At 64.6% G+C, this 18,184-nt stretch carries 19 protein-coding genes; 3 read left to right on the top strand and 16 right to left on the bottom strand.

Annotation, left to right across the window (positions count from 1 at the left end; genetic code table 11):
• Positions 1-16: 16 nt before the first annotated feature.
• Positions 17-1,966 (bottom strand): DNA primase, encoded by a 1,950-nt coding sequence (gene dnaG, locus A9G05_RS19515; RefSeq protein ID WP_069562526.1) that lies wholly within the window; start codon positions 1,964-1,966, stop codon positions 17-19.
• 193 nt (positions 1,967-2,159) lie between these two features.
• Complete coding sequence (gene rpsU / locus A9G05_RS19510; protein WP_003085057.1) at positions 2,160-2,375, bottom strand: 30S ribosomal protein S21; 216 nt, start codon at positions 2,373-2,375, stop codon at positions 2,160-2,162.
• 204 nt (positions 2,376-2,579) lie between these two features.
• Here rpsU and tsaD point away from each other — a divergent pair, with 204 nt between their 5' ends.
• Entirely contained in the window at positions 2,580-3,605 is a 1,026-nt protein-coding gene (gene tsaD / locus A9G05_RS19505) for a tRNA (adenosine(37)-N6)-threonylcarbamoyltransferase complex transferase subunit TsaD (RefSeq protein ID WP_069562525.1), read from the top strand.
• 41 nt (positions 3,606-3,646) lie between these two features.
• Here the strand turns inward: tsaD and plsY are convergent, their stop codons facing one another.
• Positions 3,647-4,216, bottom strand: a complete 570-nt coding sequence (gene plsY / locus A9G05_RS19500) for a glycerol-3-phosphate 1-O-acyltransferase PlsY (protein WP_069562524.1) — start codon at positions 4,214-4,216, stop codon at positions 3,647-3,649.
• A gap of 52 nt (positions 4,217-4,268) precedes the next feature.
• On the opposite strand from plsY, the gene folB reads away from it, so the two are divergent.
• Together folB and folK are read left to right on the top strand one after the other, a co-directional pair.
• Positions 4,269-4,622, top strand: coding sequence for a dihydroneopterin aldolase (gene folB, locus A9G05_RS19495; RefSeq protein ID WP_069562523.1), 354 nt, complete (start codon positions 4,269-4,271; stop codon positions 4,620-4,622).
• Positions 4,613-5,152: a 2-amino-4-hydroxy-6-hydroxymethyldihydropteridine diphosphokinase gene (folK, locus tag A9G05_RS19490; protein WP_069562522.1), complete on the top strand. Its 540-nt coding sequence runs from the start codon at positions 4,613-4,615 to the stop codon at positions 5,150-5,152. The genes folB and folK overlap by 10 nt, the downstream gene beginning before the upstream one ends.
• 3 nt (positions 5,153-5,155) lie before the next feature.
• Here folK and A9G05_RS19485 read toward each other — a convergent pair whose 3' ends face one another.
• The 13 genes from A9G05_RS19485 to pdxA form a co-directional block, all read right to left on the bottom strand.
• Positions 5,156-5,650 (bottom strand): OmpA family protein, encoded by a 495-nt coding sequence (locus A9G05_RS19485; RefSeq protein ID WP_069562521.1) that lies wholly within the window; start codon positions 5,648-5,650, stop codon positions 5,156-5,158.
• 38 nt (positions 5,651-5,688) lie between these two features.
• Positions 5,689-6,933 carry a diguanylate cyclase domain-containing protein gene (locus A9G05_RS19480; protein ID WP_069562520.1) on the bottom strand — a complete coding sequence of 415 codons (1,245 nt, stop codon included), beginning with the start codon at positions 6,931-6,933 and terminating at the stop codon, positions 5,689-5,691.
• Positions 6,930-7,478: a YfiR family protein gene (locus A9G05_RS19475; RefSeq protein ID WP_240919537.1), complete on the bottom strand. Its 549-nt coding sequence runs from the start codon at positions 7,476-7,478 to the stop codon at positions 6,930-6,932. The genes A9G05_RS19480 and A9G05_RS19475 overlap by 4 nt, the downstream gene beginning before the upstream one ends.
• Before the next feature lie 129 nt (positions 7,479-7,607).
• The gene (locus A9G05_RS19470; protein WP_069562519.1) at positions 7,608-8,846 is read right to left on the bottom strand and encodes a multifunctional CCA addition/repair protein; all 1,239 of its coding nucleotides are present in this window, start codon (positions 8,844-8,846) and stop codon (positions 7,608-7,610) included.
• Positions 8,812-9,396, bottom strand: coding sequence for a DUF4136 domain-containing protein (locus A9G05_RS19465; protein WP_069562518.1), 585 nt, complete (start codon positions 9,394-9,396; stop codon positions 8,812-8,814). The genes A9G05_RS19470 and A9G05_RS19465 overlap by 35 nt, the downstream gene beginning before the upstream one ends.
• A gap of 61 nt (positions 9,397-9,457) precedes the next feature.
• Positions 9,458-11,023, bottom strand: a complete 1,566-nt coding sequence (locus A9G05_RS19460; protein ID WP_069562517.1) for a SpoVR family protein — start codon at positions 11,021-11,023, stop codon at positions 9,458-9,460.
• 10 nt (positions 11,024-11,033) lie between these two features.
• On the bottom strand, positions 11,034-12,305 hold the full coding sequence (locus tag A9G05_RS19455) for a YeaH/YhbH family protein (protein ID WP_069562516.1): 1,272 nt from the start codon (positions 12,303-12,305) through the stop codon (positions 11,034-11,036).
• Positions 12,306-12,397: 92 nt separating this feature from the next.
• Entirely contained in the window at positions 12,398-14,320 is a 1,923-nt protein-coding gene (locus A9G05_RS19450; protein ID WP_044405674.1) for a PrkA family serine protein kinase, read from the bottom strand.
• Positions 14,321-14,594: 274 nt separating this feature from the next.
• Positions 14,595-14,924 (bottom strand): thiosulfate sulfurtransferase GlpE, encoded by a 330-nt coding sequence (glpE, locus tag A9G05_RS19445; RefSeq protein ID WP_069562515.1) that lies wholly within the window; start codon positions 14,922-14,924, stop codon positions 14,595-14,597.
• The gene (locus tag A9G05_RS19440; RefSeq protein ID WP_069562514.1) at positions 14,917-15,744 is read right to left on the bottom strand and encodes a symmetrical bis(5'-nucleosyl)-tetraphosphatase; all 828 of its coding nucleotides are present in this window, start codon (positions 15,742-15,744) and stop codon (positions 14,917-14,919) included. Before A9G05_RS19440 ends, glpE begins: the two co-directional genes overlap by 8 nt.
• 8 nt (positions 15,745-15,752) lie before the next feature.
• A complete protein-coding gene (apaG, locus tag A9G05_RS19435) occupies positions 15,753-16,133 on the bottom strand; it encodes a Co2+/Mg2+ efflux protein ApaG (protein WP_044405679.1) in 381 nt (126 codons plus the stop codon).
• 39 nt (positions 16,134-16,172) lie between these two features.
• The gene (gene rsmA / locus A9G05_RS19430) at positions 16,173-16,976 is read right to left on the bottom strand and encodes a 16S rRNA (adenine(1518)-N(6)/adenine(1519)-N(6))-dimethyltransferase RsmA (RefSeq protein WP_069562513.1); all 804 of its coding nucleotides are present in this window, start codon (positions 16,974-16,976) and stop codon (positions 16,173-16,175) included.
• A 144-nt stretch (positions 16,977-17,120) separates the two neighbouring features.
• Positions 17,121-18,119, bottom strand: a complete 999-nt coding sequence (pdxA, locus tag A9G05_RS19425) for a 4-hydroxythreonine-4-phosphate dehydrogenase PdxA (protein ID WP_069562512.1) — start codon at positions 18,117-18,119, stop codon at positions 17,121-17,123.
• Positions 18,120-18,184: the final 65 nt, after the last annotated feature.

Genomic DNA, 18,184 nt, shown 5'->3' with positions numbered 1-18,184 from the left:
TACCAGAACCGGGGCCTCACGCGCCAGTTGGGCGGGAGGGGGCTGAGGATGGACTACGGCTGAGAAGGTCACGCAGTTGGTCTTTCTCTTCTGCGCTGAGTTCGCTTTGCTTGGCTTTGCGTAGCAATTGCTCAAGGCTGCGCTCGCGTTGGCGGGCCGACAACCTAGTTATAGTGTCGAAAAACTGTTGTTCAAGGTTGTCGCTGGAAATCAGCCATTCCTTTTCCGCCAGTGCCTGCAGCAGGCGGCCCTGCTCGGTGCCGTGCCAGCGGGCGATCAGTTGCAGGGAGCGCAGCCGGGGGTTTTTCTGTACGGCTTCCAGCAGCGACACCATGAGCTGGGCGTAGCTGTCGTCTTCTGCGGCGAAGTGGCTGGCATTCTCTACTTTCTGCGCGAGTTGCGGGTGGTGCAGCAGCGTGCGCAGGGCGGTCAGCGTGGGGGATTCGACATGCACTTCGGTGCGCGGTGGGCGGCGCGGTTCGCCCTTGCGATCCCACTTGCGGCCATCCTTCTTCCAGCCGTCCTTTTTCCACTCGCGCTTCGGTTGGGCGACGGGTGGTTCGTAGCTCATCTCCCGCATGGAGTCGCCATACGCGTCGTAGGCGGGGGCGGCTTCGTAGGCGTAATCCTCCGTGTACGGCATGTGTTCGCTGACGGGGGCTGCCTGTGCCATCTGGCCGATTGCGTCGCCGCTGAGACCCGTGATCTCGGCCAATCGCTGGCGCATCAGGGTACGCAGGTTGGCGCCGGGCACTTTTTCGATCAGCGGTGAGGCGAGTGTCACCAGGTGCGCCTTGCCTTCCAGGGAGCGCGGGTCTGCCTCTTCCTGCAGTTGGTGGAAGAAGTAGTCCGCCAGTGAGTGGGCGTGTTGGGTGATGCGGGCGCGGAAGGCGTCGGTGCCTTCAGTTCGGACCAGGCTGTCCGGGTCTTCGCCTTCCGGGAGGAACAGGAAGCGCGCGCGGCGCCCGTCTTCCAGGCTCGGCAGGGTGGCTTCCAGAGCGCGCCAGGCGGCCTTGCGCCCGGCCTGGTCGCCATCGAAGCAGAACAGGATGCTGGGTACGAGGCGGAACAGGCGGCGGACGTGCTCTTCGCTGGTGGACGTGCCAAGGGTGGCCACGGCGTTGCGCAAGCCCTGTTGGGCGAGGGCGATCACGTCCATGTAGCCCTCGACGACCATGATCTCGTCGAGGTTGCGGTTGCTCTTGCGCGCTTCGTAGAGCCCGTAGAGTTCCTGCCCCTTGTGGAAGACGGGTGTTTCCGGCGAGTTGAGGTACTTGGGCTTGTCATCCCCCAGTACTCGGCCGCCGAAGGCGATGATGCGTCCGCGGCTGTCGCGGATGGGGAACATGACCCGGTCGCGGAAGCGGTCGTAGCGCTTGCCGGTCTCGCTGTTCTCGATCAGCAGGCCGGCGTCGATCATGTGCTTCTGCTGCAGAGCATCGGCGCCCATGTGCTTGAGCAGGTTGTCCCAGCCGGGGGGGGCGAAGCCCAGACCGAAGTCGCGGGCGATCTCGCCGGAGAGGCCGCGCCCCTTGAGGTACTCGACGGCCGCCTTGCGGGTCGGGTGGTTTTTCAGAGCGCTCCGGTAGTAGTCGGAGGCCGCGTTGAGCAGGGCGTACAGCGGGGAATCGGTCGGCTGGCGCGGGCGATTGCTGCGACTGCCTTCCTCGCGCGGCACTTCCATGCCGGCCTTGCGGGCCAGCTCTTCGACAGCCTGGGGAAAGTCCAGGTTGTCGTGATCCATGATGAAGCCCAGCGCGTTGCCGCCAGCGCCGCAGCCGAAGCAGTAGTAGAACTGCTTGTCGGGGCTGACGCTGAAGGAGGGGCTCTTCTCGTTGTGGAACGGACAGAGGGCGCTGTAGTTCTTCCCGGCCTTTTTTAGCTGGATGCGCGATGCCACCACCTCGACGATGTCGGTGCGGTTCAGCAGGTCATCGATGAATCCTTGCGGGATCAGGCCGGCCATAGGGTGCTCAGGAGACGAAAAGGCTCAAAGCATAGGCCCTTGTCGCAATCACTGCGACGTCGGGTGGACCCGGGCTGTAAAAACAAAAACTCCGATCTTCGCAAGACGAAGCGGAGTGGATTGCGGTGCCCCATTAATGCACTCGCCCGGCCGAGGCCGGGCGATGCTTGAGCGTGCGGCGAAGCCTGTTAACTCAGTACAGGCGCTCGCGGCGACGCTGTTCGCGCTGCACTTTCTTGGCGTGGCGCTTAACGGCGGCAGCGGCTTTGCGCTTACGCTCGGCAGTGGGCTTCTCGTAGAACTCACGGCTGCGGACTTCGGCCAGTACACCGGCTTTCTCGCAGGAGCGCTTGAAGCGACGCAGGGCTACGTCGAAGGGTTCGTTCTCTTTAACTTTGACGGCTGGCATCCAGGTCGTACCTTCACTAATTACCGGGGGTGAACGTGCTCCTGGCTTAGAGTGCGGGAGAACGTCGGTTTTCAAGGGTTGCGGATATTAACCCCTTGCCCCCTGGAATGCAAAGCCTTCAGTCGAAAAGCGCTGGCCGGGGAGGGGGGCGACGATTATGATGCGCGCCTTCTTCATTGGCTAGTCCTTCAAGGTTCGATCCTCATGCTGGTGCTGGGTCTGGAGACCTCTTGCGACGAGACCGGCGTCGCTCTTTACGACAGTGAGCAGGGCCTGTTGGCCGATGCGCTGTTCAGTCAGATCGATCTCCATCGCGTTTACGGTGGCGTGGTGCCGGAGCTTGCCTCCCGCGACCACGTGAAGCGCATGCTGCCGCTGATTCGCGAGGTGTTGGCGACGGCCGGCCGCAGTCCGCAGGACATCGATGGCATCGCCTACACCTCCGGCCCCGGTCTGGTGGGGGCTCTGCTGGTCGGCGCATCCTGCGCCCAGGCCCTGGCGTTCGCCTGGGGCGTGCCGGCGCTGGGCGTCCACCACATGGAAGGGCACCTGCTGGCCCCGATGCTGGAGGAGCAGCCTCCCGCCTTTCCTTTTATTGCGTTGCTGGTTTCCGGCGGGCATACCCAACTGGTGCGGGTGGATGGTATTGGCCGCTACCAGGTGCTCGGCGAGTCGGTGGACGACGCAGCCGGTGAGGCGTTCGACAAGACCGCCAAACTCATCGGTCTGGGCTACCCGGGCGGCCCCGAGATCGCCCGACTGGCGCAGTCCGGCACGCCGGGGCGTTTCACCTTCCCCCGGCCGATGACCGATCGGCCCGGGCTGGATTTCAGCTTCAGCGGCCTCAAGACCTTCGCACTGAACACATGGCAGCAGTGCCGCGACGCGGGTGATGCCGGCGAGCAGACGCGCTGCGACATCGCGTTGGCCTTCCAGCAGGCGGTGGTCGAGACGCTGGTGATCAAGTGCAAGCGTGCGCTCAAGCAGTCCGGCCTCAAGCGCCTGGTCATCGCCGGTGGCGTCAGCGCCAACCAATCCCTGCGCGAGTCACTCGGGGCGATGCTGGGTGAACTGGGCGGCGAGGTCTTCTATGCTCGCCCGCGCTTCTGCACCGACAACGGCGCGATGATCGCCTATGCCGGTTGCCAGCGGCTGCTGGCTGGTCAGAAGGATGGTCCGGCCATTGGCGTGCAGGCACGTTGGCCGATGGAGAGTCTCCCGGCCATCTGAGGCCGGGCTGCCCGGAGGCTTCCGGGCATCCACTCCGATTTTCAGAAATGTCGTTCGCGTCCTGCGAAAAGGTCGCGTAGATTGCCCCGGTGCCGCCAGACGATGAGCCCGCACAGCGCGGACATCGGCAGCAGTGCCGCCGGCTGCTGCCAGGCCAGCAAGGGCAGGGTGAGCGGCGTGGCGATGAGTGAGGCGAGCGAGCTGGTGCGGGTCAGGTAGAAGGTCAGTACCCACGCCGACAGTGCCAGCAGTGCCGCCGGCGGGTAGAGCCCCAGGAGCATGCCGGCGGCGGTGGCGACGCCTTTGCCGCCACGGAAGTTGAAGTACAGCGGGTAGAGATGCCCAAGCACGGCAGTCAGGCCGATCCAGGCCTGCTCCTGCAGGTCGAGGCCAAGCAGGCGGGCGACCAGTATGGGCAGCAGCCCTTTGAGCAGGTCGCCCAGCAGGGTAAGGATGGCGAGGCGCTTGCCGGCCACCCGCAGCATGTTGGTGGCCCCGGGATTGCCCGAGCCTTCGGCGCGTGGGTCGGCAGTGCCGAACACGCGACTGAGCAGGATGGCGAAGGACAGCGAGCCGAGCAGGTAGGCGAGGATCGCCAGCAGCCAGAACATTGGTATCCATTCCAGGGCGAGGAAGCCCTGATTCTAGCGGGGCAACACTGACGTGGACACGGTTTTCATCGAAGGCTTGGAAGTCGATACCGTTATCGGGGCGTATGACTGGGAGCGCAGTATCCGGCAGTGCCTGCGCCTGGACCTCAGCATGGCTTGGGACAACCGCCCTGCTGCCGAAGGCGACGATCTGAGCAAGGCGCTCGATTACGCCGCTGTTTCCCAGCGCATCCAGGCTTTCGCTGCCGAGGCGACTTTCGAATTGGTGGAAACCTTTGCCGAGCGTCTGGTGGCGCTGCTGATGAGCGAGTTCGGCATTCCGTGGATCCGCCTGCGGCTGCACAAGCCCGGCGCGGTGCCCGCTGCCAGCAGTGTTGGCGTGGAGATCGAACGCGGATGCCGCTGACCACGATCTACCTGGGCCTGGGCAGCAACATCGACCGGGAGCACCATCTCGTGGCGGGGCTCGAAGCCCTTTCCGGCTTCCTGCAGGACATGCGTTGCTCGCCGGTTTTCGAGAGCCTGCCGGTGGGGATTCGCAGTGGGAATTTCTTCAATTTGGTGGTCGAGGCACGCACCGATCTGCCGTTGCATGACCTGGATCGCCGGCTCAAGGAGATCGAGGCGGACAACGGCCGCTATGCGCCCGGACGCAAGGGGTTGCCCCTGGACATCGACGTGCTGCTGTACGGCGATCTGGTGGGTGACTTCGATGGCCTGGTGCTGCCGCGTGCGGAAGTCCTGAAGAATGCTTTTGTGCTCTGGCCCCTGGCGCTGCTGGCGCCGGAACTGTCACACCCCGGCGTGCAGCGCCCGTTTGCCGACCTCTGGCTGGAGGCGTCCATCGGCCAGGCGCTGTGGCCTGCCCCCTTCCGTTGGCGAGGCCTGGCCTTGACGCCGGGCGAGCTGCTCCAGGGCTACCCGGCGCCTGCCTGACCCTCAGTCCGCGACGACGATGATCACCACCCTGCGGTTCTCCTTGCGGCCTGCCGAGGTGGCGTTGTCGGCGATTGGGCGGGTCTGCCCCATGCCTCGTAGCTGGATGGCGTGCTTCTGCATGCCGTTTTCCTCCATCACCGCCCCCACGCTGCCAGCCCGGCGCTCGGAGAGTTGCCGGTTGTAGTCCGGCGCGCCGTAGTTGTCGGTGTGGCCTTCGAGGATCACGCCGGTGATGCCCACTTTCAGCAGGGAGTGGGTGATGTCCGCGATGGTCTGGCGGCTGGTGTCGGAGATGCGCTCCGAGTTGTTGTCGAACAGCACCTTGCCGGAGAGGCCGAAGGCCCAGCCCTCGTCCGTCAGCTTGAAGCCCTTGGCCTTGAGCATGGCCACCTGCTCTTCGCTCAGGCCTTGCTGGGGTGGTGCACTCTGGCACCCGGTTATCCACAGGAAGGCGATCAGCAGCCAGGTTAGGTGGAGGCTCGGGTGGATTTTCATGGTGGTTCTCCTGAAAAGCGGGGGGGTGAAAGACAGCGTTAACGCAGAGAGGCGGCCTGCCGACCGCTCTGGTTCCTCTTGGCTCTGTACATGGCGGTGTCCGCCTGCTGGAGCAGTTCGTCGAGGGAGCTGGCGTCTTGGGGATAGATGGCGATACCGATGCTGAGCGAGGCGACGATCTCGCCGCTGCCTGGCAGAGGAATGGGGGGCAGCATGCTGGCGAGGATCTTGTCGGCGATGTGCTGGGCGTCTTCGAGGTCATGCAGCGGTGAGAGCAGTACAGCGAACTCGTCCCCGCCCAAGCGGGCCACGAGGTCCTCCTCGCGCAATTGGCTGCGCAGGCGTTCGGCGATGCTGATCAGGACCTGGTCGCCTGCTCCGTGCCCCAGTTCGTCGTTGATGGCCTTGAAGCGGTTGCAGTCGAGGAACAGGAGGGCAAAGCGCCCGCCAGTCAGTTTGGCCTGTCGCATGGCCCGGGTGAGCGCTGGTTCGAATTGGCTGCGGTTCGGCAGGCCGGTCAGTGGGTCGTGGCTGGCCTGGTGGGCGAGCGAGGCATTCTCGCGTTGCAACTGGTTCTGCCAGGCCTCGATCTCATCCAGCAGTTGGTTGAAGTCCTCCCCCAACTCGTGAAGCTCGGCAATTGGGGACGAGGGCACGCGGCGGGCGAAGGTGCGCTCCCGGGCGATGGTGCGGGCCACGGCCGAGAAAGCCCGCAGCGGTGCCATCAGCTCGCGCTGGGTGCGGCGCGAATAGAGGTTGGCGACCAGGCTGCCGAGGGCCAGGCAAAGCAGGAGTGCAAGCGCTCCATTCCGCAGGAAGCGGCTCAGGTTGCTGCCTTGGCTGCTCAGTTGCAGCTCGCCGACGGTGCGCCCCTGGTACTGGATGGGGTAGCGCAGGGGCTGGTTGAGCAGCAGGTCGGCCAGGCCGCGTTCAAGCCCACTCCAGCCATGGGTGGTGGGGCGTTGCCAGTCCACCAGCAGGGATCGCTGGCCGTCGAGCACGCGTACTTCGGCGAGGTCCTCGGGGGCGGCGATCAGCTCAAGGCTTTCCTGTATGGCCACTGCATCACGGAAGATCACGGCGGCTTCGAGTGTGTAGCCCAGGGAGCGGGCCAGCAGTTGCAATTGGTACTCGGCGTAGTTGCGAAGTGCAAACACGCCCAGCAGGGTCAGTGAGAGTGCGGTCAGGCTCATGGCCAGCAGGATGCCGCGTAGTTGAGTGCGCCACAGCAGTCGGCTGAGGGTGTAGGCGTGAGGGCGGGTGACTTGGCGCCGGCGGTTCATGGCTGAGCCCTGTTGCGACGCCCCAGTTGCAGGACCTGGGGATGGATGCGCAGACCGCTGCGCGCGACGGCATCCAGATTAACCGCGAAGCTGACGTGGGTATTCTCGATATCCAGGCAGAACAGGCTGCCATCACTGCAGGCATCGGCGCTTTCGCTGATGGTCAGCACGGGTTTGTCGGCCAGGCGGCCCAGCAGCCGGCGTCGCGACCCTGGGTCGAGAATGCCGATGTAGAGAGCGTCGCACGTGGTTTCCAGGTCTGCAGAGTCCTGGAGCAGGCGTCGACCGGAAACGGGTATTTCGTAGTCGCGACTCACGCCGGCAAGCAGCCTGTCCGCGTATTGGGTCGGGCCGGTGATGCACAGGGCGATCTGGTCCTTGGGTTGCGGCCAGCGGCTGTAGGCCAGGATGCCTTCTACTGCCTGGCGTACCCGCTCACCACGGACCTCGGCCGGGTTCGGTGTCGGCTCCTGGGCCGTTGCGCTGAGCGCCAGCAGCCCCAGCAGCAGGCCCAGCTGCCAGGGACGAAGGTTCCATGAGAGCACCTGCAGCCTCCAGGGCTCTCGCAATGCGCGAGAGCATTCGCCAAAAATACGGCGCCAACATCCGTTTGATGTCTCAAAAGTCTAGATGGGCCAAATATTTGGCAGCCTATCAAGGACAAGCAAGTGTGGCTACTGGCTAGCAGCGGGCTGGGCTGAACGGTAGGCGGCAAGTGCCGCGATTCGCTCGCGTGACAGCGCTTCGCCGAGCACCGCGCCGCTGAGCCCCTTGGCCATGAGTTCTTTCACGCCGACGGCTCGTGCGGCAGCGGCGGCACCACGCAGGTAAGCGGCCTGGGGATAGTCACGGTCTTCCATGCCGGTGCGGCCTCGGGCGTCCATCTCGCAGGCGGCGATGAATTCGTCGAAGCGCTGCGGACGGCGATAGACATCGAAAGCCTGCATCAGCGTGGCCAGAGTACCTGGACGCAGCTCCTGGGCGCGGTGGGCGTGGGTGTGGTACTCGCCTACCAGCAACGCCAGCTCCTGGCAGTCGCGCGGTGCCTTGCAGCGCTCGTTCACCGCCTTGATCGGTGCCAGGCCCCGTTGCTCGTGCTGGAGGTGGCGCGGCCACTCTTCCGGCGGGGTCAGGCCCTTGCCCAGGTCGTGCAGCAGGCAGGCCCAGCGCACGGTGAGTGGCTGCTGGTGCTCGGCGCACTGACGCAGGACCGCGAGGACGTGAAGGCCGGTGTCGACTTCGGGGTGATGGGCGGGCGGCTGGGGCACGCCGAACAGGGCATCCAGCTCCGGCATCCAGGCCCTCAGGGCACCGCAGTTGTGCAGGACCTCGATGAATACATCGGGTCGGGGCTCCATCAGGGCACGTGAGACTTCCTTCCAGGTGCGTTCGGCTGTCAGCGCATCGAGTTCGCCGGATGCGGCGATCTCGCCCATGAGCCTGAGGGTTTCCTCGGCGACGCGGAAACCCAGTGGTGCGTAGCGGGCGGCGAAACGGGCGACCCGAAGGACACGCAGTGGGTCTTCGGCGAAGGCTGGGGAGACGTGGCGGAGGATGCGTTGTTCCAGGTCGTGCTGGCCACCGTAGGGGTCGATCAGACGGCCGTCGGCGTCCTCGGCGATGGCGTTGACGGTAAGGTCGCGGCGGATCAGATCGTCTTCGAGGGTCACGTCCGGGCTGGCGTAGAAGGTGAAGCCGCCGTAGCCGCGCCCGCTCTTGCGCTCGGTGCGGGCCAGGGCGTACTCCTCGCCGGTATCGGGGTGGAGAAATACCGGGAAGTCGGCACCCACCGGTTTGTAGCCGAGCGCCAGCATCTGTTCGGCGCTTGCCCCCACCACGACCCAGTCGTTTTCAGTGACCGGTCTGCCCAAAAGACGGTCACGTACGGCGCCGCCCACCTTGTATATCTGCATGCTCATTTCCTCCGAGGCTGCGGAGGATAGCAGCCTGGCCGGCCGTGGCGACCGGTATCTGCCGGACCAGTGCCTCGACGGCGGTTTGCAGCAGTTCGGCACTGTCCCAGGCGGGGCTTAGGCCGGTGCTGGCGGTACCCTCCCAGAGCACCTGGCCTGCCAGGTCGGTAATGCGTAGACGCAGGGTGCCGGTGGCGTCGCGCAGGCGGTGGATGGCCTGGTAGGAACCGAGGGGGGCGGGCGGTGCCTCGTCGACACGGAACTCCAGCGGCGCATCCTGCAGGGCCAGCCAGTAGTAGACGCGAAGTTCCGGCTGCTGGCTTTCGTGGTAGCCGCGCTCGGCCAGTTGCTGGCGCAGCAACGGGGCGAGCTGCCGGTAGCGGGCGCGGTAGGGGGCTTCGTCCTGCAGGGCCTGCTCGGGGGCGATGAGTTCGAAGCTGGCGTGTCCGACCAGGGAGGGGCTGGCCGGCTGGGTGACCTGGATGCCGGGGATGTGGCTGGAACAGGTGGCCAGTGCCAGGCACAGCAGCAGGACGAGGAACAGGCGCATCGACGCTCTCCATGGGCGATGGACCGCATGCTCGGGCGCACCCGGGCAGGCGGTCAACCGATCAAATGGGCGGGATGACCAGATCCAGGCGCGGGTACTCGCCGTCCTCGCCCCGTTCACCCTTTGGGGGCATGTGGAAGGTCCCCGTGATGTTGTCGCCGTTGAGTGTTTCCAGGTGGATGTCGAACCCCCACAGGCGGTGCAGGTGGCGCATCACCTCTTCGGTGGATTCGCCGAGCGGTTTGCGATCGTGCTGCTGGTGGCGCAGCGTGAGCGAGCGGTCCCCCCGGCGGTCGACGCTCCAGATCTGCACGTTGGGCTCGCGGTTGCCGAGGTTGTACTGGGCGGCGAGGGTTTCGCGGATGATCCGGTAGCCGGGTTCGTCGTGGATGGCCGGGACCAGCAGTTCGTCCTTCTGGTCGTCGTCGAGGATGCTGAACAGTTTGAAGTCGCGGATCACCTTGGGCGAGAGGAATTGCAGGATGAAGCTCTCGTCCTTGAAGCTCTTCATGGCGAACTTGATGGTGGAGAGCCAGTCGCTGCCGGCGATGTCGGGGAACCAGTGCTTGTCTTCCTCGGTGGGCTCCTCGCAGATGCGGCGGATGTCGCGGTACATGGCGAAGCCCAGGGCGTAGGGGTTGATGCCGCTGTAGTAGGGGCTGTCGAAGCTGGGCTGGTAGACCACGCTGGTGTGGGACTGGAGGAACTCCATCATGAAGCCGTCGGTAACCAGGCCTTCGTCGTACAGGTCGTTCATCAGGGTGTAGTGCCAGAAGGTGGCCCAGCCTTCGTTCATCACCTGGGTCTGGCGCTGTGGGTAGAAGTACTGAGCGATCTTGCGCACGATGCGCACGATCTCGCGCTGCCAGGGCTCCAGCAGCGGGGCGTGCTTTTCGATGAAGTAGAGGATGTTCTCCTGGGGTTCGGCCGGGAAGCGGCCCTTGTCCTTGTCGCCGGATTTGCCGTGGCCCTTGGGAATGGTGCGCCAGAGGTCGTTGATCTGCCGTTGCAGGTGCTCTTCGCGTTCCTTCTGCCGGCGCCGCTCCTCTTCGGCGGAGATGGGGTAGGGACGCTTGTAGCGGTCCACACCGTAGTTCATCAGGGCGTGGCAGGAGTCCAGCAGGTTTTCCACGGCATCGATCCCGTGCCGTTCTTCGCACTGGTTGATGTACTGCTTGGCGAATACCAGGTAGTCGATGATCGAGCTGGCGTCAGTCCAGGTGCGGAACAGGTAGTTGCCCTTGAAGAAGCTGTTGTGGCCATAGCAGGCGTGGGCGATCACCAGCGCCTGCATGGTGATGGTGTTCTCTTCCATCAGGTAGGCGATGCAGGGGTCGGAGTTGATCACGATCTCGTAGGCAAGGCCCATCTGGCCGCGGGTGTATGACTTCTCGGTGCTGAGGAAGTGCTTGCCGTAGGACCAGTGGTGGTAGCCCAGGGGCATGCCCACGGAGGCGTAGGCATCCATCATCTGTTCGGCAGTGATGATCTCGATCTGGTTGGGGTAGGTATCGAGTGCATAGCGTTCGGCCAGGCGGCCGATCTCGCGGTCATAGGCACGGATGAGGTCGAAGGTCCACTCCGATCCCGTGGAGATCGGCTGCCTTTTCTTCTCTTTCGCGGTCATGGCGCAGCCCTCAGGTAACCAGCCGGCGCTGGAAGAGTTCGCGGAACACCGGATAGATGTCGGACGCCGATACGATCTGCTGTTGGGCGAATGTGTCGGCGAACGTCTCGCACACCTGCTCATACTCGAACCACAGCGCCTGGTGCTCGCGCGGGGTGATCTCGACGTAGGTGTAGTACTGGACGAACGGCATGATCTGCTTGATCAGGATGTCGCGGCAGATGGGTGAGTCGTCGTTCCAGTTGTCGCCGTCCGAGGCTTGGGCGGCGTAGATGTTCCATTCGTTGACGGGGTAACGCTCGGCCATGATCTCCTGCATCATCTTGAGCGCGCTGGAGACGATGGTGCCGCCGGTTTCGCGGGAGTAGAAGAACTCCTCTTCGTCCACTTCCTTGGCGCTGGTGTGGTGGCGGATGAACACCACTTCGATCTTGTCGTAGTTCCGCTTGAGGAACAGGTACAGGAGGATGAAAAAGCGCTTGGCGATATCCTTGGTCGCCTGGGTCATGGAGCCGGAGACGTCCATCAGGCAGAACATGACGGCCTTGGAGCTGGGATTGGGCTGTTTGACCAGCAGGTTGTACTTGAGGTCGAAGGTGTCGAGGAAGGGCACACGCTCGATGCGGGCGCGCAGCCGGGCGATCTCGGTTTCCAGCTCCTGGATGTCGCCGAAGTTGTCCGGCTCCTCCCGCTTGAGGCGCGCGAGTTCCTCTTTTGCTTCCCGCAGCTTGGCGCGACTGGAGCCGGACAGGGCAATGCGCCGGGCGTGTGCGGAACGCAAGGTACGGACGATGTTGATGCGCGAGGGGTTGCCCTCGTTGCTGATGCCGGCGCGCACGGTCTTGAAGGTATCGGAACCGGTCAGGTGGCGTTTCACCAGGTTGGGCAGTTCGAGGTCTTCGAACATGAAGTCGAGGAACTCTTCCTGGGTGATCTGGAAGACGAATTCGTCCATCCCGTCGCCCTGATTGCTGGCCTTGCCACTGCCGCGTCCGCCGCCTCCGCCCTGGGGACGAGGGATGCGTTCACCGGCGGTGAATTCCTTGTTGCCCGGGTGGACGATGGTCTGTCGGCCGCCACGGCCGTGGTGCAGCACGGGCTCGTCGATGTCGCGACCGGGGATGCTGATCTGCTCGCCGTGCTCCATGTCGGTGATGGAGCGCCGGCTGACGGCCTCCTCCACGGCCTTCTTGATGTGCTCGCGGTAGCGCCGCAGGAACCGCTGGCGGTTCACGGTGCTCTTGTTCTTGCCGTTCAGGCGACGGTCGATCACATAGCTCATAGATGCCCCTCCGGGGCAGCGTCAGGCTGCCAACCGCAGGCTGCGGCGGGGAGCCCCGCGCGCAGTGTGCAGTTGATGACTTGCGGCTGCTGTTATTGCGACTTGCGTACCCGCAGGTACCACTCGGACAGCAGGCGGACCTGCTTCTCGGTGTAGCCGCGCTCGACCATGCGCTTGACGAAGTCGTTGTGCTTTTGCTGCTCCTCTTTGCTGCCTTTGGCGTTGAAGCTGATGACCGGCAGGAGGTCCTCGGTGTTGGAGAACATCTTCTTCTCGATGACCACCCGCAGCTTCTCGTAGCTGAGCCAGCTGGGGTTCTTGCCGTTGTTGTTGGCCCGGGCCCGCAGCACGAAGTTGACGATCTCGTTGCGGAAATCCTTCGGGTTGCTGATGCCGGCGGGTTTCTCGATCTTCTCCAGTTCCTCGTTGAGGGCGACGCGGTTGAGGATCTCGCCGGTTTCCGGGTCGCGGTATTCCTGGTCCTGGATCCAGAAGTCCGCGTACAGCACGTAGCGGTCGAAGATGTTCTGGCCGTACTCGCTGTAGGACTCCAGGTAAGCGGTCTGGATTTCCTTGCCGATGAATTCGATGTAGCGCGGTGCCAGGTACTCCTTGATGTAGCGCAGGTAGCGTTCGCGCACTTCGGCGGGGAACTGTTCCTGCTCGATCTGCTGCTCCAGCACGTAGAGCAGGTGCACCGGGTTGGCGGCGATTTCGTGAGGGTCGAAGTTGAAGACCTTGGAGAGGATCTTGAAGGCGAAGCGGGTGGACAGGCCGTTCATGCCTTCGTCGACGCCTGCCGAGTCGCGGTACTCCTGGATCGACTTGGCCTTGGGATCGGTGTCCTTGAGGTTTTCGCCGTCGTAGACGCGCATCTTGGAGTAGATGTTGGAGTTCTCCGGCTCCTTCAGGCGCGAGAGGACGGAGAACTGGGCGAGCATGCGCAGGGTGTCGGGCGCGCAGTGGGCCTTGGCCAGCGAGCTGTTGATGAGCAGCTTGTCGTAGATGCGAATCTCGTCGGTGACGCGCAGGCAGTAGGGCACCTTGACGATGTAGATCCGGTCGATGAAGGCCTCGTTGTTCTTGTTGTTGCGGAAGCTGTGCCATTCGGATTCGTTGGAGTGGGCCAGCAGGATGCCGCTGTACGGAATCGCCCCCAGGCCTTCGGTGCTGTTGTAGTTGCCCTCCTGGGTGGCGGTGAGCAACGGGTGCAGGACCTTGATGGGTGCCTTGAACATCTCGACGAATTCCATCAGGCCCTGGTTGGCGCGGCACAGGGCGCCAGAGTAGCTGTAGGCGTCCGCGTCGTTCTGCGGGTACTCCTCCAGCTTGCGGATGTCGACCTTGCCGACGAGGGCGGAGATGTCCTGGTTGTTCTCGTCACCCGGCTCGGTCTTGGCCACGGCAATCTGGTTGAGGATCGAGGGGTAGAGCTTCACCACGCGGAACTGGCTGATGTCGCCACCGAACTCCTGCAGGCGCTTGGTGGCCCAGGGCGACATGATGCTGGAGAGGTAGCGGCGCGGGATGCCGTAGTCCTCTTCGAGGATCGCGCCATCCTCGGCGGCGTTGAACAGGCCCAGCGGGGACTCGAATACCGGAGAGCCCTTGATGGCGTAGAAGGGCACCTTCTCCATCAATTGCTTGAGCTTCTCGGCCAGGGACGACTTGCCGCCGCCCACCGGGCCCAGGAGGTAGAGGATCTGTTTCTTCTCTTCCAGGCCCTGCGCGGCATGGCGGAAGTACGCGACGATCTGGTCGATGCACTCTTCCATGCCATGGAAGTCGGCAAAGGCCGGATAGCGGCGGATCACCTTGTTGGAGAAGATCCGCGACAGGCGTGGATCGGAAGAGGTATCCAACAGCTCGGGCTCGCCGATCGCCATGAGCATGCGCTCCGCAGCGGTGGCGTATGCGCTCCTGTCCTGTTTGCAGAGGTCCAGGTACTCCTGCAGGGAATACTCTTCCTGGCGAGTGGCTTCGAAGCGCTGTTGGAAGTGGCTGAAAATGCTCATTGCGTCACCTCGCTGGATACGGGAGCCGGCGGGATCGGTCACGCGGGTGGGCAGTCGTCCGACGAGTCGGCCGAAGAGAATCCCCCAGTACACCAAATGGTCGCTGCCGATGGCCCGGAACCGGTGTGCCGGCTCTCCTTTTTGGATGGCCTGAGCTAAGAGTAGTTCGGAATCGGCGAGGTCAAGGATGACGGAGTGATAACAGCGTGTTGCCGTTCGTCAGGAGAGGGCGCAAGGCTGCGAACGGCGCGGGTTTGCGCCATTCGCAGTTTTTTTACTCTTCGCCACCATGTGCTATGTGGCCGGGATAGGTGGCGCGCCACAGCTCGAAGCCGCCATCAAGGCTGTAGACCTCGGAGAAGCCCTGGCCCACCAGATAGGCGGCGGCGCCCTGGCTGGAATTGCCGTGGTAGCAGGTGACGATCAGTGGTGCGTCGAGGTCGGCCTGGGCGATGAAGTCGGCCAGGGAGTAGTTGTCCAGGTGGCGCGAGCCGCTGATGTGGCCGAGGGCGAAGCTCTGCGGGTCGCGGATGTCGACCACCACGGCGCCTTGTTCGCGCAGGGCTTGGGCCCGCTCCGGCGGGATTCGCTGGAATTCACTCATGTCGGTGCTCCTTGCAGTCGCAGCTGATGCGCTGGCCGTTGTCGATGTTCAGCAGGGTCATGGTGCCGCCCCAGACACAGCCGGTGTCGAGAGCATGCAGGTTGGGTTCGCTGCATTTGCCCTCGAGGGCTGCCCAGTGGCCGAAGATGATCTTCTGTCCGCGGGTCTTGCGAGTCGGGTGGGCGAACCAGGGGCGGTAGCCTGGCGGGGCGGTGTCCACGCCCTCCTTGCTTTTCAGGTCGAGGGTACCGTCCGCCATGCAGAAGCGCATACGGGTGAAGTAGTTGGTGATCACTCGCAGGCGGGTGATGCCGTGCAGGTCGCTGTCCCAGCAGGCGGGATCGTTGCCGTACATGCCCTCGAGGAACAGCGGCAGGCGCGTGTCGTCGAGCAGCGCCTCCTCCACCTCGGCAGCCCGTTTGAGGGCCTTGGCCAGCGTCCACATGGGCGGGATGCCGGCGTGCACCATGGCGAGGTCACGGGCCTCGTCGTAGTGGACGAGCTTCTGCCGGCGCAGCCAGTCCAGCAGCACCCCGGCGTCGGGGGCTTCGAGGATTTCCCGCAGGGTGTCGGACTTCTTCAGCCGCTCGACATTGTGAGCCACGGCCAGCAGGTGCAGGTCGTGGTTGCCGAGCACGCAGGTGACCGAGTCGCGCATGGCAAACAGGAAGCGCAGGGTCTCCAGGGACTTCGGGCCGCGGTTGACCAGATCGCCCACCAGCCAGAGACGGTCCCGGGCGGGATCGAAGGCGACCTGGTCGAGCAGGCACTTCAGGGGATCCAGGCAGCCCTGCAGGTCGCCAACGGCATAGGTCGTCATGGCGGGCCTCAGTGCAGTGCGCCGGGTACGGCCAGGCGGAAGGGGGCGATGGGGGCGTCGAAGTGGTGGCCATCCTCGGCCAGCATCTGATAACTGCCCTGCATGGCGCCCACGCGGGTGGTCATGACCGTACCGCTGGTGTAGACGTGCTGCGCGCCCGGCTCGATCAGCGGCTGCTGCCCCACCACGCCGGCTCCGCGCACTTCCTGCACCTGACCGTCGCCATCGGTGATGACCCAGTGACGGGAGATCAGCCGGGCGGCCACATCGCCGCTGTTGGCGATGGTGATGGTGTAGGAGAAGGCGTAGCGGCTGTCGTCCGGCTGCGACTGCTCAGGCAGGTAGCGAGTGGTGACGCTGACGTCGATCTGGTAGCGGGGTTCGGACACTGGGTGGGCTCTCTCGCGCGATGAAAAAAGTCTAGGAGCTCAGGCGGTGCCTGTCTTGGCGGCAAGCTGGTCGGCCAGACGGACGAACGCGCCCAGGTCCAGTTGCTCGGGGCGCAGGCTGCCATCCACGCCGGCGGCTTCGATGGCTTCAGCGTCCAGCAGGGCCTTCAGGGTGTTGCGCAAGGTCTTGCGGCGCTGGTTGAAGGCTTCGCGAACGATGCGTTCCAGCAGGCGGTGATCCTTGGCCGGATGCGGCAGGGTCTCGTGGGGGACCAGGCGGACGATGGCGGAGTCCACCTTCGGCGGCGGGTTGAAGGCGCCCGGGCCGACGTTGAACAGGTGCTCCACGCGGCAGTGGTACTGGACCATGATCGACAGGCGGCCCCAGTCGCCACCGCCGGGTTCGGCCGCGAGGCGCTCCACCACTTCCTTTTGCAGCATGAAGTGCATGTCACGGATCAGCGGTGCGTTGTCCAGCAGGTGGAAGATCAGCGGGGTGGAAATGTTGTACGGCAGGTTGCCCACGACTCGCAGGGAGCGGGGCTCGGCGCCCAACTGGTGGAAGTCGAACTTCAGGGCATCGCCCTGGTTCAGGCGAAAGCGTGGCTCGGCGCCGAACTTGGCGTTGAGGATCGGGATCAGGTCCAGGTCCAGTTCGATGACGTCCAGTCGCGCGCCACTGCCCAGCAGGCCTTCGGTCAGCGCGCCCTGGCCGGGGCCGATCTCCAGCAGGTGCTCGCCAGGCTTGGCGTGGATCGCACGCAGGATGCGGTGGATGACGCCGGCGTCGTGCAGGAAGTTCTGGCCAAAGCGTTTGCGGGCGCGGTGTTGGTATTCGGACATAGAGAGGCGGCTCCAGGCTTCAAGCTGCAAGCATCAAGCAAGAGCACAAAGCGAAAAAACGAGGTCGCGTAGTTTAAGGCAAAAGCGGCGCTGAGGTGCTGCTCGCCGCTGCCCGGTGGCAATCCGGGCAGCGGCCGGTGGCCATCAAACGGTGCGTTGGCGGCTGGTGGCCATCTGGTAGGCGGTCTCCAGCGCCACCTGCAGGCTGCCACCGTCGATGCGGCCGGTGCCGGCGAGGTCCAGGGCTGTGCCATGGTCCACCGAGGTGCGGATGATCGGCAGGCCCAGGGTGATATTCACGGCGGCACCGAAGCCCTTGTACTTGAGCACGGGCAAGCCCTGGTCGTGGTACATGGCCAGGACAGCGTCGCAGTGCTCCAGGTGCTTGGGGGTGAACAGGGTGTCGGCCGGCAGCGGGCCGACCAGGTCCATGCCCTCGGCGCGCAGGCGCTGCAGGGAGGGCTCGATCACCTCGATCTCTTCCCGTCCCAGGTGGCCACTTTCCCCGGCGTGGGGGTTGAGGCCGCAGACGAGGATGCGCGGCTGGCTGAGGCCGAACTTGTCCACCAGGTCGGCGTGGAGGATGCGCGTGACCCGTTCCAGGCGCTCCGTCGTGATGGCGGCGGCGACATCCTTCAGCGGCAGGTGAGTGGTGACCAGGGCGACGCGCAGCCCCCGAGTCGCGAGCATCATCACCACCTGCTGGGTGCGGGTGAGGTCGGCGAGGAATTCGGTATGGCCGGAGAAGGCGATGCCGGCGTCGTTGATCACGCCCTTGTGCACCGGGGCGGTGATCATGCCGTCGAACAATCCATCCAGGCAGCCCTGGCCGGCGCGAGTGAGCGTCTGCAGGACATAGGCCGCGTTGGCGGTGTCGAGCTGTCCGGCGGTGGCTTCTGCCCCCAAGGGGGTATCCCAGACGTAGAGCGCTCCTGCGGCAGCGGGGACGGTGGGCAATCGCTCGGCTGTGACGTCGATGAGGTTGATATCGACGCCCAAGGTGCGGGCGCGCTGCTCAAGCAGTTGCCGGCTGGCGATGGCAATCAGCGGATGGGGTTGGGCTTCGCGAGAAAGGAGCAGGCACAGGTCGGGACCGATACCGGCAGGCTCACCGGGGGTGAGGGCAAAACGCAGGGGGGGCATCAGGAGGGCTCCGGCGGGGAACTCGGGCGCTCATTCTAGCGCTGGCGAGTCCTCGCCGGTGAAGC

This window comes from Pseudomonas sp. ENNP23, from assembly GCF_001728945.1.
Lineage (GTDB): Bacteria > Pseudomonadota > Gammaproteobacteria > Pseudomonadales > Pseudomonadaceae > Metapseudomonas > Metapseudomonas otitidis.
This window is presented reverse-complemented; position numbering and strand designations above follow the sequence as displayed.

Coding starts and splice junctions, on each gene's coding strand:
- pdxA (WP_069562512.1), bottom strand. CDS start 18,119: ATGCCCCCCCTGCGTTTTGCCCTCACCCCCGGTGAGCCTGCCGGTATC.
- A9G05_RS19480 (WP_069562520.1), bottom strand. CDS start 6,933: ATGAACCGCCGGCGCCAAGTCACCCGCCCTCACGCCTACACCCTCAGC.
- tsaD (WP_069562525.1), top strand. CDS start 2,580: ATGCTGGTGCTGGGTCTGGAGACCTCTTGCGACGAGACCGGCGTCGCT.
- folK (WP_069562522.1), top strand. CDS start 4,613: ATGCCGCTGACCACGATCTACCTGGGCCTGGGCAGCAACATCGACCGG.
- A9G05_RS19450 (WP_044405674.1), bottom strand. CDS start 14,320: ATGAGCATTTTCAGCCACTTCCAACAGCGCTTCGAAGCCACTCGCCAG.
- A9G05_RS19470 (WP_069562519.1), bottom strand. CDS start 8,846: ATGCAGATATACAAGGTGGGCGGCGCCGTACGTGACCGTCTTTTGGGC.
- A9G05_RS19460 (WP_069562517.1), bottom strand. CDS start 11,023: ATGACCGCGAAAGAGAAGAAAAGGCAGCCGATCTCCACGGGATCGGAG.
- glpE (WP_069562515.1), bottom strand. CDS start 14,924: ATGAGTGAATTCCAGCGAATCCCGCCGGAGCGGGCCCAAGCCCTGCGC.
- plsY (WP_069562524.1), bottom strand. CDS start 4,216: ATGTTCTGGCTGCTGGCGATCCTCGCCTACCTGCTCGGCTCGCTGTCC.
- A9G05_RS19440 (WP_069562514.1), bottom strand. CDS start 15,744: ATGACGACCTATGCCGTTGGCGACCTGCAGGGCTGCCTGGATCCCCTG.
- A9G05_RS19485 (WP_069562521.1), bottom strand. CDS start 5,650: ATGAAAATCCACCCGAGCCTCCACCTAACCTGGCTGCTGATCGCCTTC.
- A9G05_RS19465 (WP_069562518.1), bottom strand. CDS start 9,396: ATGCGCCTGTTCCTCGTCCTGCTGCTGTGCCTGGCACTGGCCACCTGT.
- rsmA (WP_069562513.1), bottom strand. CDS start 16,976: ATGTCCGAATACCAACACCGCGCCCGCAAACGCTTTGGCCAGAACTTC.
- rpsU (WP_003085057.1), bottom strand. CDS start 2,375: ATGCCAGCCGTCAAAGTTAAAGAGAACGAACCCTTCGACGTAGCCCTG.
- dnaG (WP_069562526.1), bottom strand. CDS start 1,966: ATGGCCGGCCTGATCCCGCAAGGATTCATCGATGACCTGCTGAACCGC.
- A9G05_RS19455 (WP_069562516.1), bottom strand. CDS start 12,305: ATGAGCTATGTGATCGACCGTCGCCTGAACGGCAAGAACAAGAGCACC.